The organism is Cellulomonas sp. CW35 (assembly GCF_052378485.1).
In the GTDB taxonomy this organism is placed as follows: domain Bacteria; phylum Actinomycetota; class Actinomycetes; order Actinomycetales; family Cellulomonadaceae; genus Cellulomonas; species Cellulomonas uda.
Genome location: NZ_CP199000.1, coordinates 980,273 through 995,114 on the forward strand (window position 1 = coordinate 980,273; position 14,842 = coordinate 995,114).

Below are 14,842 nucleotides of genomic sequence, written 5' to 3' on the forward strand. Positions count from 1 at the left end.
GGGTGGGTGCTGGCGGCCGGTCAGGCCGCGACGATGGCGTCGAGGCGCGCGTAACCCTCGGTGAGACCGCGCTCCATGCCGCTGGCGACCATGCCGTCGCGCGCCTCGAGGCTCGGGTGGACGGAGTGGACCTCGAGCCGCGTGCGGCCGTCGCCCAGGTCGACGAAGCGCAGCGTCTCGACCGACACGACATCGGGGAACCCGAGGAACTCGAACGTCTGGATGGCGAGCCCGCGCGACTCACCGAGCGACTCACGACCTTCCGAGCGAGTCCCGACCTCCCGGGCCACTCACGACCGTCAGGGCAGGTGGGCCTGGACGGCCCGTACCACCTCGTCGGGGGTGAGGGCGTCGGTCGCGACGACCGGGCCGCGTGCGGCGAGGCGATCCGCCACGGCCGAGTACCGCGCGACCTGGGAACGCCGCCATGCGCGTGCGCCGGGGTCGGCGGTGTCGGCGTCGATGCGGCGGAGCAGCTCGTCGGGCGACGCGTGCAGCGTGACGTGCCGGACCTCGTGCCCGCGCGCTGCCAGGCCGCCGAGCACCTCGTCGGCGTGCGCCGCGTCGAGCAGCGACATCGGGACGACGACGAGTTCCGTGCCGTCGGCTCGTCGGGACGTCGCCCGCACGGTCCCGCGGCGCCACGCGCGCAGGTCCTGGTAGTCGCTCACGCCGGTGACGCGGCCCACGGTGCGGCTCAGCCACCAGCCGAGCGCCTCGGGGTCGTGCGTCCGGGTGTGCGGCCGCCGCGCGGCGAGCTGCGTCGCGCAGGTCGTCTTGCCCACGCCGAACGCTCCGTTGAGCCACAGGATCATGGCGACCGACGCTAGTGGTCGGGTGGTGCCCAGGTCACGAGACTCCGGCGCCGGTCGTGACGGGTCGGCGGGGGTCCCCCGACCCGGTGCGCGGCTCGACGCGCGCGTCGACAGGCACGTCGGCGGGTGCTGCCGGGGTGCTCCGGCTGCGGGTGCGGCGGGAGAGGGACGGGTGGCCCAGGGCGACGCCCGCGAGCACGACGAGCGCGCCGGCGGCCTGCTGGAGGGCGAGCCGCTCGTGCGCGACGAACAGGCCCAGCGCCAGGCCGGCCACCGGGTTGAGCAGGCCGACGAGGCCCACGGTGCCGGCCGGGAGGCGACGCAGGCCCGCGAACCACGCGAGGTAGGCGAGCGCGGTCGCCGCGACCGAGAGGAACGCCAGCCCGGCCCACGCGGGTGCGTCGAGGTGCGGGGGAGCGCCCTCGACGACGAGCGCGGCCACCAGCAGCGTGGACCCGCCGGCGACGAGCTGCCACGCGGTCGACGAGACCACGTCCACGTCGTCGTCGCGCCACCGCTGCGCGAGCACGAACCCGACGCTCGACATGAGCATCGCGGACACCGACGCGACCAGCCCGCGCGCGTCGAGCGACGTGCCGCCCGTGAGCACCATGGCACCCACCCCGACGAGCCCCAGCACGCCTCCCGCGACCGCCGGCAGGGCCGGCCGCTGCGCGACCAGGGCCCACGCCACCAGCATCATCACCAGGGGCGAGGTCGCCATGACGGTCGCCGCGACGCTCGTCGGGAGCAGCTGGGCGGCGACGTACACGAGGACGAAGAACGCGCCCATGGTGAGGGTCCCGAGCACGAGCGAGCGCCACCACCACGCACCGCGGGGCAGGCGGCGTGCGACGAGCAGGAGCACGAGGCCGGCGGGCAGCGCGCGCAGCGCGGAGCCCCACAGCGGCGAGTCCGCGGGCAGCAGGTGCCGGGTGACGTAGTAGCTCGCGCCCCAGGTGAGCGGCGCGTAGGCGGTGAGCGCCATGAGCCGCAGATTGCCTTCCATGGAAGACAATATATCTTGCCCGGAAGATAGTGTGGTGCGGTGTCCACCACACCTCCACCCGACCGGCTCGACCTGATCCAGGCCGCCTGGCGGCGCGAGCGCCCCGACCTGGACCCGTCGCCGCAGGGCGTCATCGGTCGCCTGCACCGCGTCGCCGGGCACCTGACCGACGAGCTCGTCGCCGTGTACCGGCAGCACGGGCTCTCGGAAGGTGACTTCGACGTGCTCGCGACGCTCCGCCGCGCGGGCGAGCCGTTCGAGCGGACCGCGGGCGACCTGGCCGCCAACACGCTCGTCACCTCCGGCGGCATGACCAAGCGCATCGACCGGCTCGAGCGCGCCGGGCTCGTCTCGCGTCGCGTGTCCGACGACGACGCGCGTGCCCGCCTCGTCGCGCTCACCCCCGCCGGCCGCGAGCTGATCGACGCCGCGTTCACCGACCACATGGCGAACGAGCACCGCCTGCTCGCGGCCCTCGACCCCCGCGACGCCGCCACGCTGGCCCGCATCCTGCGCACCTGGCTCACCCACCTGGAGCCCCCACCCACCCCCTGACCGCGCGTCGCAGCAGGGACCGACGAGCGCGTGCAGCGCGTGCAGCGCGTGGGAAAGGCGGTGGGCGGGCGCGCCGGGGTTGGTACCCTGGGCGCGTCGTGACTGGCGCAACGGGTGGGTCACCACCGGGGAGCGACGCAGCAGCTGGACCACGGGGTCGGACGCCTGGGCCCTCGGTCGCCTCATCACCGGACCGTCCGTGTGCGTGGCGCCGAGCGCGCCCGCACCTGACTGCGACAGGAGCAGCCGCATGAGCGACAACGTGCTCGACCAGAACATCGCCGACCTCGACCCCGAGATCGCCGCCGTCCTCGACGGTGAGCTCGCGCGCCAGCAGGGCACGCTCGAGATGATCGCGAGCGAGAACTTCGTCCCGCTCGCCGTCCTGCAGGCGCAGGGCTCCGTGCTGACGAACAAGTACGCCGAGGGCTACCCGGGCCGCCGCTACTACGGCGGCTGCGAGCAGGTCGACATCGCCGAGAACATCGCGATCGAGCGCGCGAAGGCGCTGTTCGGCGCGCAGTTCGCGAACGTCCAGCCGCACTCGGGCGCGACCGCGAACGCCGCCGTGCTGCACGCGATCGCCCGCCCCGGCGACACGATCCTCGGCCTCGCCCTCGACCAGGGCGGCCACCTCACGCACGGCATGAAGATCAACTTCTCGGGCCGGCTGTACGACGTCGTCGCGTACGGCGTCGACGAGACGACCTCGCTGGTCGACATGGACGAGGTCCGCCGCCTCGCCGTCGAGCACAAGCCCAAGGTCATCATCGCGGGCTGGTCCGCGTACCCGCGCCAGCTCGACTTCGCGGCGTTCCGCGCGATCGCCGACGAGGTCGGCGCGTACCTGTGGGTCGACATGGCGCACTTCGCGGGCCTCGTCGCGGCGGGCGTGCACCCCTCCCCGGTGCCGCACGCGCACGTGGTGTCCTCGACCGTGCACAAGACGATCGGCGGCCCTCGCTCGGGCTTCATCCTGACCAACGACCCGGACCTCGCGAAGAAGATCAACTCCGCGGTGTTCCCGGGCCAGCAGGGCGGTCCGCTCATGCACGTCATCGCGGCCAAGGCCGTGGCGTTCAAGGTCGCCGGCTCGCCCGAGTTCCGTGACCGCCAGGAGCGCACGGTCCGCGGCGCCGCGATCATCGCCGAGCGGCTCACGCAGGCCGACGTCGCGGCCGCCGGCATCACCGTCCGCTCGGGCGGCACCGACGTGCACCTCGTGCTCGTCGACCTGCGCGACGCGGCGATCGACGGCAAGCAGGCGGAGGACCTCCTGCACGAGGCCGGCATCACGGTGAACCGCAACGCCGTCCCGAACGACCCGCGCCCGCCGATGGTCACCTCGGGCCTGCGCATCGGCACGCCCGCGCTCGCGACGCGCGGCTTCGGCGACGTCGAGTTCACCGAGGTCGCGGACATCATCGCGACCGCGCTGGTCGGCGGCGAGCAGGCGGACCTGGCGGCGCTGCAGGCGCGCGTCGCCAAGCTCACCGCCGAGTTCCCGCTGTACCCGACGCTCAAGCAGTACTGAGCATGACGGCCCAGATCCTCGACGGGACCGCCACCGCGGCGGCCATCAAGGCGGAGCTCGCGCAGCGCGTCGCGGCGCTCGCCGCGCGTGGCGTGACCCCCGGCCTCGGCACGCTGCTCGTCGGCGACGACCCGGGCAGCCGGTGGTACGTCGCGGGCAAGCACCGGGACTGCGCCGAGGTCGGCATCGCCTCCATCCAGGAGGAGCTGCCGGGCGACGCGACGCAGGAGGACATCGAGGCGGCGGTGCGCCGGCTCAACGAGAACCCGGCGTGCACCGGCTTCATCGTCCAGCTGCCGCTGCCGAAGGGCATCGACACGCACCGCGTGCTCGAGCTCGTCGACCCGGAGAAGGACGCCGACGGCCTGCACCCGACGAACCTCGGTCGCCTGGTCCTGCGGGTCAACGAGCCGATCACGAGCCCGCTGCCGTGCACGCCGCGCGGCATCGTCGAGCTGGTCGAGCGGCACGGGATCTCGCTGCACGGGGCGGACGTCGTCGTCGTCGGACGCGGTGTCACGGTCGGCCGGTCGATCGGTCTGCTCCTGACGCGCCGGGCCGTCAACGCGACCGTCACGCTGACCCACACGGGCACCGACGACCTCGCGGAGCACACGCGCAACGCCGACGTGGTCGTCGCCGCGGCGGGCGTGCCCGGGATCATCACGCCGGACATCGTCAAGCCGGGCGCGGTCGTGGTCGACGTGGGCGTCTCGCGGGCGACCGACCCGGAGACCGGCAGGTCGCGGGTCGTGGGCGACGTCCACCCGGGCGTCCAGGAGATCGCCGCCTGGGTCTCGCCGAACCCGGGCGGGGTCGGCCCCATGACGCGGGCGATGCTGCTGAGCAACGTCGTCGAGACCGCCGAGCGGCTCGCCGGCTGACCACGCGCGCGTGGGCCCCGACCGGTCGCCGGTCGGGGCCCACGCACGTCCGGGCGACGAGCCCTGCGGAACGCCCACGCGCACGGCCGCCGCGGCCCTACGCTGCGACCAGGTCGCCCGCGTCCGTGGGCGCGACGAAGGGACGTGCGATGGCGCGCAGTTTCGGACCCTCGGCGAAGGTCCTCGTGTGGGGCGTGGCGACGCTCGTCCTCGGTGCCCTGGCGAGCGTGTGGGGCTGGCTGTCACAGATCGCGCAGGCCTCGCGCGGGTACGTCGACACCGACGGGACCAGCGCGCTCGTCGTGCTCGGCATCGTCGCGGCGCTGATCGGGCTGGTGGTCACGCTCGCGGGCGTCTGGCAGCTCGCGACGAACGTCGACATCGCGGCGCTCGCCGCGCAGGAGGCCGCGGCCCAGGTCGAGCGTGACCAGGAGCGGGCGGAGCGCTCGTACGCCGAGGCCGCACGCGACGTCGAGGAGCGCTGGAAGAACCGGCTCGCGGACGAGGCGGGGCGCGACGACTGACGACCCGGTCACCGGCTCGCTCACGCCTGTCGCAGGACGTCCTTGGCGGCCACCCGCGCGACGCGGTTGACCTGCGCCTTCGTCATCGCCCCGGCGGGCAGGGCGCGCGCGATCGCCTCGGCCAGCAGCTTGACGTCGACGACGCCCTTGGCCGCGGCCTGCGCGTTCGCGTTGGTGCGGCGCAGCAGCGCGTAGGTGTCGACGCGCTCGAGCTCCCTGTTCTTGTACCCCCAGACCGCACGGGCGATCTCGTCGACGGTCGGCATGTCGTCCTCCTCGGGGACCGGGCCCGACTTCTGTTCGGTGACGCGTCCGACGAACGCGCGGACGTCCGCCAGGGTGGTGCCCCTGGCGAGCTCGAAGTGCATCGCGTCGCGCCGCCCGCGGGGGAAGTCCAGCCCCCAGACGAACAGCCCGCCGGCGTCGCGCAGGACGTCCCGCACCGCGCGCTCCTGCGCGGCCGAGAAGCCGGACACGTACGGGGTGCCCCGCGGCTGGTGGAGCTCGAACGGGTGCCTCGCCCCGTTGACGTCCACGGCGGTCCCGGAGATGTGGTTGGAGCCCGCGGCGCCGCCCACCTGCGTGTTGAACGCCCTCGAGCGCCAGCCGTTGACCACGGCGACCTTCTCGACCCGCTCGTGCAGCTGCTCCAGGAGCCAGACGAACGCGCGGGCGACGTCGCCGTCGCGCACGGTGGCGCCGTTCGCGTCGTCGCCGACGACGATGCGCGTGACGCTCGACTCGCGGGCGTCGGACCACCCGTTCATCGTGACCATGTCGCCTCCTGACCGCTGGGCGCGGGACCAGTCGTGGGGCGTCGCGGGTCGGGGCTCGCGGCAGCGTACGTGGGACAAGGTGCCGTGCGGGGTCCGTCCTGATACGCCGACGAGGTCGTCCCGCCGGTGAGGCAGGATCGTCCCGGACGACCGCGGGAGGCCCGCGCGCCGAGGAAGGACTGCTGTGCTCACGATCGCGACCGTCAACGTCAACGGCATCCGGGCGGCGTTCCGCCGCGGGATGGGCGAGTGGCTCGACACGCGCAAGCCGGACGTGCTGCTGCTGCAGGAGGTGCGCGCCACCGACGAGATCCTCGCCGACCACCTGTCTCCCGGCGAGTGGCACCTCGCGCACGAGGCGTCGGTGACGAAGGGGCGCTCGGGCGTCGCGATCGCGACGCGCCTGCCGATGACGGCGGTGCGCGTCGGGCTCGGCACGGGTGTCCCCGGGGACTGCGGTCGGTGGGTCGAGGCCGACCTCGAGGTCGACGCGCACGACGGGCAGGGGCCGCGCACGCTCACGGTCGTCTCGGCGTACATCCACTCCGGCACGCTCGGCACACCGTCGATGGACGAGAAGTACGCGTTCCTCGAGGTGGTGACCGCGCGCCTCGCGGAGCTCGCGCAGGCGGGCCGGATGGTGGTGGTGGCGGGGGACGTGAACATCGCGCACCGCGAGGCCGACATCAAGAACTGGAAGGGCAACCTCAAGTCGGCCGGGTTCCTGCCGCAGGAGCGCGCCTACCTGGACCGCTGGCTCGACGACCTGGGCTGGCGCGACCTGGGCCGCGAGCTCGGCGGCGAGGGCCCGGGGCCGTTCACGTGGTGGTCGTGGCGCGGCAAGGCGTTCGACAACGACGCGGGCTGGCGGATCGACTACCAGCTCGCGACGCCCGCGCTCGCGGACCGCGCGGTCGCCGCGACGGTCGACCGTGCCGCGACGTACGACGCGCGGTTCTCCGACCACGCGCCGCTCGTCGTCGAGTACGACCTGTAGGCGGGTCAGCCGCGCGGCGTGCCGTGCACGGGCGCCGGCGGCAGGTCGCGGGAACGCAGCAGCGGGGAGGCGACGACGGGCAGCGTCGCGACGAGGCCGATGCCGGCGGCGACCCACAGCGTCGTCACGACGCTCGTCGTGTGCCCGAGCCACCCGCCGAGGAGGCTGCCGAGCGGCATCGAGCCCCACACGAGGAACCGCACGGACGCGTTCATGCGTCCGAGCAGCGCGGGCGGGCACAGCCGTTGCCGGAAGCTCACCTGCGTGACGTTGTAGACGACGATCCCGACGAACATGATCGCCATCCCCGCGACGAGCACGGGCGCGGCGTGTCGCGGCAGCACGCCGGCGAGCGGTGTCGCCAGACCGGCGACGCCGAACAGCAGCGCGGACAGCGGGATGACCCGGGACCCGCCGACGAGCCGCGCGAGCCGGTCGGCCGCGAACGCGCCGGCCAGGCCGCCGACGGCGGACGCGGACACGACCACCCCGAACGTCGCGGTGTCGAGGCCCAGGACGCGCAGCGCGTAGATGGCGAGCACCGCAGCGGTGGCCGCGCTGCCGAAGTTGGAGATCGACGTGGTCGCGACGATGCGGCGCAGCAGCGGCTGGTGCAGGACGAACCGCAGGCCCTCGGCGATCTCGGTGCGCAGCGGACGCCGGTCCTCGCGCGGGGGCAGGTCCTCCCGCGCGGCGATCCGCCCGACGCCGAGCGCGGACAGCGCGTACGTGACGACCGTGACGGCGACGAGCCCGGGTGCGCTGACGACGCGCAGCAGCGCGCCGCCGACCGCGGGTGCGGCGACCTGCGCGACGGACTGCGTGGCCTGGAGCTTGGAGTTGCCCTCGACCACGTGGTCGAGGCCGACCAGCCCGGGCACGTAGCTCTGGTGCGCGACGTCGAAGAACACGCTCGCCACCGAGACGACGGCGGCGGCAGCCCGTCCGCGTGAGCACTGCCCGCCGCTCGAGCCCTCGCAGACGTGAGGTCCCGGACGCCGCACGAGAGGTGGGACTGGCGCCCGGCCCGCGACACCGGCACGATTCGAGCTGATGATGGACGATCTCTACGGAACCTGGTACGACGCGTCGTGGACAGCGCTCGCGCTACTGAACATCGGCTTGATCGTGTTCGCTCTCCGGCAGCTGTCCTCGAGCGCCAGGCTGCGCGCCGCGACGAAGGTCGTCTTGGCGTTCGCGGCGATCTTCCTGCCCTTCCTCGGGCCAGGAGCCGCCATCGTCGTCGCGCGTCGTCGCGCGACAGACCGCGCGACGCCGCTCGCCCGAACGTGATCGTCCTCGTCGCTCCGAGCATCGCGGCCCAGGGGCTCCTCGGGCGTTCGGCGAGGATCACGGGGTGAGCTCTTCGGCGGCGGCGAGCATCCGTGGATGTCCGACGAGCAGGGGAAGGGCTCAGGCGACGAAGGCCGGGGCTCGCAGGCCCTCGCGCGCGAACGCCGCGGCGACCGCGTCCGCGACGGTGGCGAGCGCGTCCGCCTCGACGAGCGCGATGGCGGAGCCGCCGAACCCGCCGCCCGTCATGCGCGCACCGACCGCGCCCGCCGCCCGTGCCGCCTCCACCGCGACGTCGAGCTCGCGGCACGACACCTCGTAGTCGTCGCGCAGCGAGGCGTGCGACGCGTCGAGGAGGGGACCGGTGTCACGCAGACGGTCCGCGTCGAGGAGGGCGACGAACTCGCGGACGCGCGCGATCTCGGTCAGCACGTGCCGTACCCGGCGCGCACGGAGCTCGCCGTCGGGCGTCCCGTCGTCGAGCGCCGCGATCGCGTGCTCGGCATCCCCCGGGGCGTCGGTGAGCTCGCGCAGCGTGGCCACGCCGAGCAGCCGCGCGGCCTCGTCGCACGTCGCCCGACGCGCCGCGTACTGCCCGTCGACGAGCGCGTGCTCGGCGCGCGTGTCGATCACGAGGAGGGCGAGGCCCTCGGCGGCCGGGTCGAACGGCACGTGCCGGACCGACTGGTCGCGGCAGTCGAGCAGCAGCGCGTGGCCCGGCTCGGCACGCAGCGCCGCGGCCTGGTCCATGCCGCCCGTGGGTGCACCGGCGATCTCGTTCTCGGCGCGTACGCAGTCCGCGGCGAGCGCGGCACGGTCCTGCGCGAGCGCGTTCACCGCGTCGAGCGCGAGCGCGACGGAGCAGGACAGCGCGGCGGAGGACGAGAGCCCGGAGCCGACGGGCACGCACGAGTCGATCGCGACGTCGAAGCCCGCCACCGGCAGCCCGCGCTCGCGCAGCGCCCACGCGACGCCCGCGACGTACGCGGTCCAGCCGGCGACGGCACCGGGGGCGACCGACGCGAGCTCGAGCGCGGTCACGACGCTCGCGTCCCACGCGGAGGCCATGCGCGCCGTGCCGTCGCCGCGGCGGCGCACGGCCGCGAACGTGCGGTGCGCGAGCGCGACCGGCAGGCACAGGCCGCCGTTGTAGTCGGTGTGCTCGCCGATGAGGTTGACGCGTCCGGGTGCCGACCACACGCCGTCAGGCGCGACACCGAACGCGGTGTCGAACAGCGCACGGGCGCGCTCCTCGCCCGTCCCCGCGTCCCACGCGGGCACCCACGTGGTCATGCGAGCTCCTGCAGCCGCGCCGCGATGCGCTCGGGCGTCGTGTCGCTGACCCAGGCCGCGACGCCGGACTCGACGCCCGCGAGGTACTTGAGCTTGCCGGGCGCGCGCAGCACCGAGAACACCTGCAGCGACAGGCGCCAGTCGTCGCGTCCCTGCCGCGCGGGCGCCTGGTGCCAGCCCGAGATGTACGGCAGCGGGACCGCGGTGTCGTCGTCGACGAAGAACAGGTCGAGGCGCCGCAGCAGCTCGAGGTAGGTGGTCGCCAGGTCGGCGCGCTCGGCGTCGTCGAGCGCCGGCAGGTCGGGGACGTCCCGGCGGGGGACCAGGTGCACCTCGACGGGCCAGCGCGCCGCGAACGGCACGTACGCGACCCAGTGCTCGGACTCGAGGACGACGCGCGTGGCGTGCCGCAGCTCCGCGTCCAGCACGTCGCGGCCCAGCAGGCGACCGGTGCGCGCGCGGTGCTCGCTCGCGGCCGCGAGCATGGTCGCGGTGCGGGGCGCGAGGTAGGGCAGCGCGTAGATCTGCCCGTGCGGATGGTGCAGCGTGACGCCGATCTCCTTGCCGCGGTTCTCGAACGCGAAGACCTGCTCGACGCCCTCGGTCGCGTTGAGCGCCGCGGTGCGGTGCGCCCACGCCTCGATGACCGTGCGCATCCGGCGCGGGCCGACGGTCCGCAGCGACGCGGTCGGGTCCGCCGAGAAGCACACGACCTCGCAGCGGCCCACCGCGGGGCGCGTCTGCCACAGCGGCTCGTCGTCGCGCAGCGTCACCTCGTCGAGCACGCCGGGCACGCGCAGCAGCGACGGGAAGCGGTTCTCGAACACGACGACGTCGTAGTCCTCCGCGGGGATCTCGCCGTCCTGGTACGCGGCGCCGGGCCGGGCGGGTGCGAGGGGGTTCGCGTCCGCGGGCGGCAGGAACGTGCGGTTCATGCGGTGCGCCGCCATCGCGACCCACTCGCCCGTGAGCGGGTCGCGCCTCAGCTCGGGGCCGGTGGGCACGACGCCGTCCGCGTCGGGCGCGAACCGGTCCGGCAGCGGGCGCGGGTCGTCCAGCCGGCGTGTCGCCGCGCCCGAGACGTAGGGCTCGGAGTCGTCGAAGTAGAGCAGCTCGCGGCCGTCGGCGAGCGTGGTGCTCGTGACGCGCACGCCGGCGCTCGCGGTGGGGGTGCCTGCTGGATCGGCCGTGGTCGTGCTCGTCCGGGTGGTCATGCGTCGTCTCCCACGTGCGGAGGAAGGGTGCCGGGGGCGCCCGCGGGGGGTGCAGCGGGATCGTCGCTGACGACGACCGTCTGCAGGCGGTCGGTGAGCAGGCGGCGGGCCGCGGCGGGGGCCTCGTCGTCCATCACGACGAGGTCGACCTCCTCGAGGTCGGCGATCTTCGCGAGACCGACCGTGCCCCACTTCGTGTGGTCCGCCAGCACGGTGGTCGCGGCCGCGCAGCCCATGAGCGCGCGGTCGGTCGCGGCCTCGGCGAGGTTCGGCGTGGTGAGGCCGGACTCGTCGAGCCCGTGCACCCCGAGGAACGCGCGGTCGACGCGCAGGAGCGCGAGCGAGGCGTCGGCGACGCGTCCGACGAGCGCGTCGGACGGGGTGCGCACGCCCCCCGTGAGGACGACCTCGAGGTCACCCGGTGCGACGGCCCGGTGCAGGACGTCGGCGATGCGCAGGCCGTTGGTGACGACCGTGAACGGGCGCAGCGCGGCGTCCTGCGCGACGAGCTCGGCGAGCCGGTAGGTGGTCGAGCCGGCGGACAGCGCGACGGTCTGGCCGGGCTCGAGGTCCGCGTGCGCGGCGCGCGCGATCGCGGTCTTCTGCGGGCCGGCGTGCTCGACCTTGACCTCGAAGCCGGGCTCGTCGGACGCCCGCGTGCCCTCCGGCGCCACGGCCCCGCCGTGCACGCGGCGCACGAGGCCGGCGCGTGCGAGCTCGGCGATGTCCCGCCGGATCGTCATGTCCGAGACGCCGAGGTCGTCCACGAGGTCGGACACGCGGGCGGCACCGTGCGCGCGCACGGCCGCGAGGATCAGTTCTTGTCGTTGGGTCGCCAGCACTCGAACATCGTCGCACATGACCCAACAGAAACAAACACCCGGACGGGTGGGTCCGTCAGCGTCCCGCGGGGGAGAGGCCGAGCGAGCGCCCCGCGAGCCCGCGCTGACGGGTGCCCAGCGTGCGGGCGACCTGCCGCAGCGCGACCGCCGCGGGCGAGTCCGGGTGGCTCAGCACCACCGGCTCGCCCACGTCACCGCCCTCGCGCAGCGTCACGTCGATCGGCACCTGACCCAGCACGGGCACGGCGGCGCCCGTGAGCTGCGTGAGGCGCGCCGCGACGTGCTCGCCGCCGCCCGAGCCGAACAGCTCGAGCCGCGAGCCGTCCGGCTGCTCGAGCCAGGACATGTTCTCCACCACGCCCACGACCTGCTGGCGGGTCTGCACCGCGACCGAACCCGCGCGCTCGGCGACCTCCGCGGCCGCCGCCTGCGGCGTCGTCACGACGACGATCTGCGAGCCCGGCAGCAGCTGGGCGACCGAGATCGCGATGTCACCCGTCCCCGGCGGGAGGTCCAGCAGCAGCACGTCCAGGTCGCCCCAGAACACGTCCGCGAGGAACTGCTGCAGCGCACGGTGCAGCATCGGCCCGCGCCACACCACGGGCTGGCCCGGCGGCACGAACATCCCGATCGAGACGACCTTGACGTCGTGCGCCACCGGCGGCAGGAGCATGTCGTCGACCTTCGTCGGCGGCCGGTCCACGCCCAGCATGCGCGGGATCGAGAAGCCGTAGATGTCGGCGTCGACCACGCCGACCCGCAGGCCGTCCGCCGCCATCGCGACCGCGAGGTTCGCCGTCACGGACGACTTGCCCACGCCGCCCTTGCCGGACGCGATCGCGAACACCTTCGTGAGCGACGTCGCCTGCGCGAACGGGATCGTCGGCTCCGCGTCCGTGCCGCGCAGCAGGCGACGCAGGTCCGCGCGCTGCTCGGCGGTCATGACGCCCAGCTCGACGGCCACCTCGTCGACCCCGTCGACCCGCGCGACCGCGGCGGTGACGTCCCGCGTCAGGGTCTCCTTGAGCGGACAGCCGGGGGTCGTCAGGTCGATGCCGACGACGACGCGCGCGCCGCCCGTCGCGGTGGGTGAGCCGAGGTCGACCGAGCGGACCATGCCGAGCTCGGTGATCGGGCGGCGGATCTCGGGGTCCTGGACCGTGGCGAGCGCGGAGCGCACGGCGTCGAGGAGCGCGGCGTCGGTGGCGGGAGTCGGGGGCACGGCGACCATGCTAGGTCGGCCGCGGCGCGCCCCGTCCGGGCCGTCCGGCCCGGGCCCCGCCCGGCTCGGCGTCCTCGGCGTCGTCCTCCTCCGGCTGGGCCAGGAGCTCCTCGAGGAGGTTGCGCAGCTCGGAGCGCACGAAGTCGCGCGTCGCGACGTCACCCAGCGCGATGCGCAGCGCGGCGACCTCGCGCGCGAGGAACTCGGTGTCCGCGAGGTTGCGCTCGGCGCGCTGCCGGTCCTGCTCGGCCTGCACGCGGTCGCGGTCCGTCTGCCGGTTCTGCGCGAGCAGGATGAGCGGTGCGGCGTAGGACGCCTGGAGCGACAGCATGAGCGTCAGGACGGTGAAGCCGTTCGCTGAGCTGTCGAACCGCGGGCGGTCCGGGCCCCAGTCGGCGTTCCAGGTGAGCCACGCGGCGCAGAAGATCGTCAGCCAGAAGATGAACGACGGCGTGCCGAGGAACCGCGCGATGCTCTCCGACGCGCGCCCGGCGGCGTCCTGGTCCGCGTTCGGGCGCGGCAGCGACAGGCGTCGCCGCGACTCGCGCGGCTGGTCGAGGCGCTCAGCCACGACCGACCACCGGTCGGGCCGGGCGGGCGGGGGTGGTGCGCAGGGCGTGCTCCTCGTCGTCCTGCTCGCGCCAGTCCTCGGGCAGCAGGTGGTCGAGCACGTCGTCGACCGACACCGCGCCGAGCAGGCGCTTGTCGGCGTCGACCACGGGGAGCGCGAGCAGGTTGTACGTCGCGAGCTGGCGGGTCACGGCGATGAGTGGCTTGCCGGCCTCGACTGGCTCGATGTCGGTGTCGACGATCGACCCGATCGCCTCGTGCGGGGGTTCGCGGAGCATGCGCTGCAGGTGCACGACGCCGATGTAGCGCCCGGTGGGCGTCTCGAGCGGCGGGCGCGCGACGAACACCATCGACGCGAGCGCGGGCGTCAGGTCCTGGCGGCGCACGTGCGCGAGCGCCGCGGCGATCGGGGTCTCGGGGCCCAGGATCACCGGCTCGGTGGTCATGAGGCCGCCCGCGGTGTTGTCCTCGTACGCGAGCAGGCGCCGGACGTCGCGGGCCTCCTCGGGCTCCATGAGCTCGAGGAGCTCGGCCGCCTGCTCGTCGGGCAGCTCGCCCAGCAGGTCCGCCGCGTCGTCGGGCTCCATGGCCTCGAGGACGTCGGCGGCGCGGCCCATCTCCAGGCCCTGGAGGATCGCGACCTGGTCGTCCTCGGGCAGCTCCTCGAGCACGTCCGCGAGCCGGTCGTTGTCGAGGGCCGAGGCGACCTCGAGCCGGCGCGTGGTGCCCAGGTCGTGCAGCACGTCCGCCAGGTCCGCGGGCTTGAGGTCCTCGTACTGCGCGAGCAGCAGCTCGGCGCCCTGCTGCCCGGCGGCGCGGGCGAGGCCGGTGACCTCGCCCATCGCGACGAGCTGCGTCTCGCCGCGGCGGCGCAGCAGGCCGCGGTGGCCGGGGACGACCCGCCGCACGAAGAGCTTGGTGACCACCCAGTCGTTGTTGCGCTGCAGCTCGATCGCGACGTCCTCGATCGTCGCCGACCCGCTGCCGTCCGCCAGGTCGACCGTGCGGTCGAGCAGCTCGCTCACCACGAGGGTCTCGAACGCGCGCTGCTCGAAGCGCCGCATGTTCACCAGGCCGGTCGAGATGACCTGGCCCGGGTCCATCGCGGTGACGCGCGTCAGGGGCAGGAACACGCGGCGCTTGCCGGGAACCTCGACGACCAGCCCGACCGCGCGCGGTGCGCCCTTGGGGCGCACGAGCACGACGACGTCGCGCACGCGCCCGACCTGGTCACCGAGGGGGTCGAAGACCGTGGTACCGGCCAGGCGCGCGACGAAGACCCGGGTGCCCACGCTGCTCACGCGGTCAGCCTAG

The 14,842-nt window shown here is 74.5% G+C and carries 16 protein-coding genes, 1 pseudogene and 1 riboswitch; of the genes and pseudogenes, 6 read left to right on the top strand and 11 right to left on the bottom strand.

Going from position 1 to position 14,842, the window contains the following annotated elements:
- Positions 1 to 20 precede the first annotated feature (20 nt).
- The 3 genes and pseudogenes from ACT17Q_RS04660 to ACT17Q_RS04670 all read right to left on the bottom strand — a co-directional run.
- Positions 21 to 227, bottom strand: a pseudogene (locus ACT17Q_RS04660) (polyketide cyclase); the annotation flags it as partial.
- A gap of 72 nt (positions 228 to 299) precedes the next feature.
- Positions 300 to 815 (bottom strand): AAA family ATPase, encoded by a 516-nt coding sequence (locus ACT17Q_RS04665; RefSeq protein WP_444664948.1) that lies wholly within the window; start codon positions 813 to 815, stop codon positions 300 to 302.
- 34 nt (positions 816 to 849) lie between these two features.
- Positions 850 to 1,824 (bottom strand): DMT family transporter, encoded by a 975-nt coding sequence (locus ACT17Q_RS04670; protein WP_444664949.1) that lies wholly within the window; start codon positions 1,822 to 1,824, stop codon positions 850 to 852.
- A 39-nt stretch (positions 1,825 to 1,863) separates the two neighbouring features.
- Between ACT17Q_RS04670 and ACT17Q_RS04675 the strand changes: the two genes are divergently transcribed.
- From ACT17Q_RS04675 to ACT17Q_RS04690, 4 genes are all read left to right on the top strand, one after another.
- Positions 1,864 to 2,379, top strand: a complete 516-nt coding sequence (locus tag ACT17Q_RS04675) for a MarR family transcriptional regulator (RefSeq protein WP_268531311.1) — start codon at positions 1,864 to 1,866, stop codon at positions 2,377 to 2,379.
- Positions 2,380 to 2,467: 88 nt separating this feature from the next.
- Positions 2,468 to 2,557, top strand: a riboswitch (ZMP/ZTP riboswitch).
- Positions 2,558 to 2,629: 72 nt separating this feature from the next.
- Positions 2,630 to 3,913, top strand: coding sequence for a serine hydroxymethyltransferase (glyA, locus tag ACT17Q_RS04680; RefSeq protein ID WP_444664950.1), 1,284 nt, complete (start codon positions 2,630 to 2,632; stop codon positions 3,911 to 3,913).
- 2 nt (positions 3,914 to 3,915) lie between these two features.
- Complete coding sequence (locus ACT17Q_RS04685) at positions 3,916 to 4,797, top strand: bifunctional methylenetetrahydrofolate dehydrogenase/methenyltetrahydrofolate cyclohydrolase (RefSeq protein WP_444664951.1); 882 nt, start codon at positions 3,916 to 3,918, stop codon at positions 4,795 to 4,797.
- A 149-nt stretch (positions 4,798 to 4,946) separates the two neighbouring features.
- Positions 4,947 to 5,321, top strand: a complete 375-nt coding sequence (locus tag ACT17Q_RS04690) for a hypothetical protein (RefSeq protein ID WP_141322241.1) — start codon at positions 4,947 to 4,949, stop codon at positions 5,319 to 5,321.
- Positions 5,322 to 5,341: 20 nt separating this feature from the next.
- Here the strand turns inward: ACT17Q_RS04690 and ACT17Q_RS04695 are convergent, their stop codons facing one another.
- Positions 5,342 to 6,097, bottom strand: a complete 756-nt coding sequence (locus ACT17Q_RS04695) for a D-Ala-D-Ala carboxypeptidase family metallohydrolase (protein WP_141322239.1) — start codon at positions 6,095 to 6,097, stop codon at positions 5,342 to 5,344.
- A gap of 184 nt (positions 6,098 to 6,281) precedes the next feature.
- Between ACT17Q_RS04695 and ACT17Q_RS04700 the strand changes: the two genes are divergently transcribed.
- The gene (locus ACT17Q_RS04700; RefSeq protein WP_444664952.1) at positions 6,282 to 7,094 is read left to right on the top strand and encodes an exodeoxyribonuclease III; all 813 of its coding nucleotides are present in this window, start codon (positions 6,282 to 6,284) and stop codon (positions 7,092 to 7,094) included.
- A gap of 5 nt (positions 7,095 to 7,099) precedes the next feature.
- On the opposite strand, the gene ACT17Q_RS04705 is transcribed toward ACT17Q_RS04700, so the two are convergent.
- Positions 7,100 to 8,005 (bottom strand): MFS transporter, encoded by a 906-nt coding sequence (locus tag ACT17Q_RS04705; protein ID WP_444664953.1) that lies wholly within the window; start codon positions 8,003 to 8,005, stop codon positions 7,100 to 7,102.
- Between the two features lie 142 nt (positions 8,006 to 8,147).
- Here ACT17Q_RS04705 and ACT17Q_RS04710 point away from each other — a divergent pair, with 142 nt between their 5' ends.
- On the top strand, positions 8,148 to 8,387 hold the full coding sequence (locus tag ACT17Q_RS04710) for a hypothetical protein (protein WP_268531306.1): 240 nt from the start codon (positions 8,148 to 8,150) through the stop codon (positions 8,385 to 8,387).
- Positions 8,388 to 8,507: 120 nt separating this feature from the next.
- Here the strand turns inward: ACT17Q_RS04710 and galK are convergent, their stop codons facing one another.
- The 6 genes from galK to ACT17Q_RS04740 are packed head-to-tail and all read right to left on the bottom strand — an operon-like array spanning position 8,508 to position 14,829.
- A complete protein-coding gene (galK, locus tag ACT17Q_RS04715) occupies positions 8,508 to 9,680 on the bottom strand; it encodes a galactokinase (RefSeq protein ID WP_444664954.1) in 1,173 nt (390 codons plus the stop codon).
- Positions 9,677 to 10,894, bottom strand: a complete 1,218-nt coding sequence (gene galT, locus ACT17Q_RS04720; protein WP_268531304.1) for a galactose-1-phosphate uridylyltransferase — start codon at positions 10,892 to 10,894, stop codon at positions 9,677 to 9,679. Before galT ends, galK begins: the two co-directional genes overlap by 4 nt.
- On the bottom strand, positions 10,891 to 11,736 hold the full coding sequence (locus tag ACT17Q_RS04725) for a DeoR/GlpR family DNA-binding transcription regulator (RefSeq protein ID WP_444664955.1): 846 nt from the start codon (positions 11,734 to 11,736) through the stop codon (positions 10,891 to 10,893). Before ACT17Q_RS04725 ends, galT begins: the two co-directional genes overlap by 4 nt.
- 55 nt (positions 11,737 to 11,791) lie before the next feature.
- Entirely contained in the window at positions 11,792 to 12,967 is a 1,176-nt protein-coding gene (locus tag ACT17Q_RS04730; protein ID WP_444664956.1) for an Mrp/NBP35 family ATP-binding protein, read from the bottom strand.
- 1 nt (position 12,968) lies between these two features.
- The gene (locus tag ACT17Q_RS04735; protein ID WP_094180615.1) at positions 12,969 to 13,529 is read right to left on the bottom strand and encodes a DUF1003 domain-containing protein; all 561 of its coding nucleotides are present in this window, start codon (positions 13,527 to 13,529) and stop codon (positions 12,969 to 12,971) included.
- Positions 13,522 to 14,829: a magnesium transporter MgtE N-terminal domain-containing protein gene (locus tag ACT17Q_RS04740; RefSeq protein WP_268531301.1), complete on the bottom strand. Its 1,308-nt coding sequence runs from the start codon at positions 14,827 to 14,829 to the stop codon at positions 13,522 to 13,524. The genes ACT17Q_RS04735 and ACT17Q_RS04740 overlap by 8 nt, the downstream gene beginning before the upstream one ends.
- Between the last annotated feature and the right edge of the window lie 13 nt (positions 14,830 to 14,842).

Excerpts from the sequence above, each read along its gene's own strand:
- galT (WP_268531304.1), bottom strand. The coding sequence starts at position 10,894 with ATGACCACCCGGACGAGCACGACCACGGCCGATCCAGCAGGCACCCCC.
- galK (WP_444664954.1), bottom strand. The coding sequence starts at position 9,680 with ATGACCACGTGGGTGCCCGCGTGGGACGCGGGGACGGGCGAGGAGCGC.
- ACT17Q_RS04690 (WP_141322241.1), top strand. The coding sequence starts at position 4,947 with ATGGCGCGCAGTTTCGGACCCTCGGCGAAGGTCCTCGTGTGGGGCGTG.
- ACT17Q_RS04730 (WP_444664956.1), bottom strand. The coding sequence starts at position 12,967 with ATGGTCGCCGTGCCCCCGACTCCCGCCACCGACGCCGCGCTCCTCGAC.
- ACT17Q_RS04670 (WP_444664949.1), bottom strand. The coding sequence starts at position 1,824 with ATGGAAGGCAATCTGCGGCTCATGGCGCTCACCGCCTACGCGCCGCTC.
- ACT17Q_RS04665 (WP_444664948.1), bottom strand. The coding sequence starts at position 815 with ATGATCCTGTGGCTCAACGGAGCGTTCGGCGTGGGCAAGACGACCTGC.
- ACT17Q_RS04685 (WP_444664951.1), top strand. The coding sequence starts at position 3,916 with ATGACGGCCCAGATCCTCGACGGGACCGCCACCGCGGCGGCCATCAAG.
- ACT17Q_RS04710 (WP_268531306.1), top strand. The coding sequence starts at position 8,148 with ATGATGGACGATCTCTACGGAACCTGGTACGACGCGTCGTGGACAGCG.
- ACT17Q_RS04695 (WP_141322239.1), bottom strand. The coding sequence starts at position 6,097 with ATGGTCACGATGAACGGGTGGTCCGACGCCCGCGAGTCGAGCGTCACG.
- glyA (WP_444664950.1), top strand. The coding sequence starts at position 2,630 with ATGAGCGACAACGTGCTCGACCAGAACATCGCCGACCTCGACCCCGAG.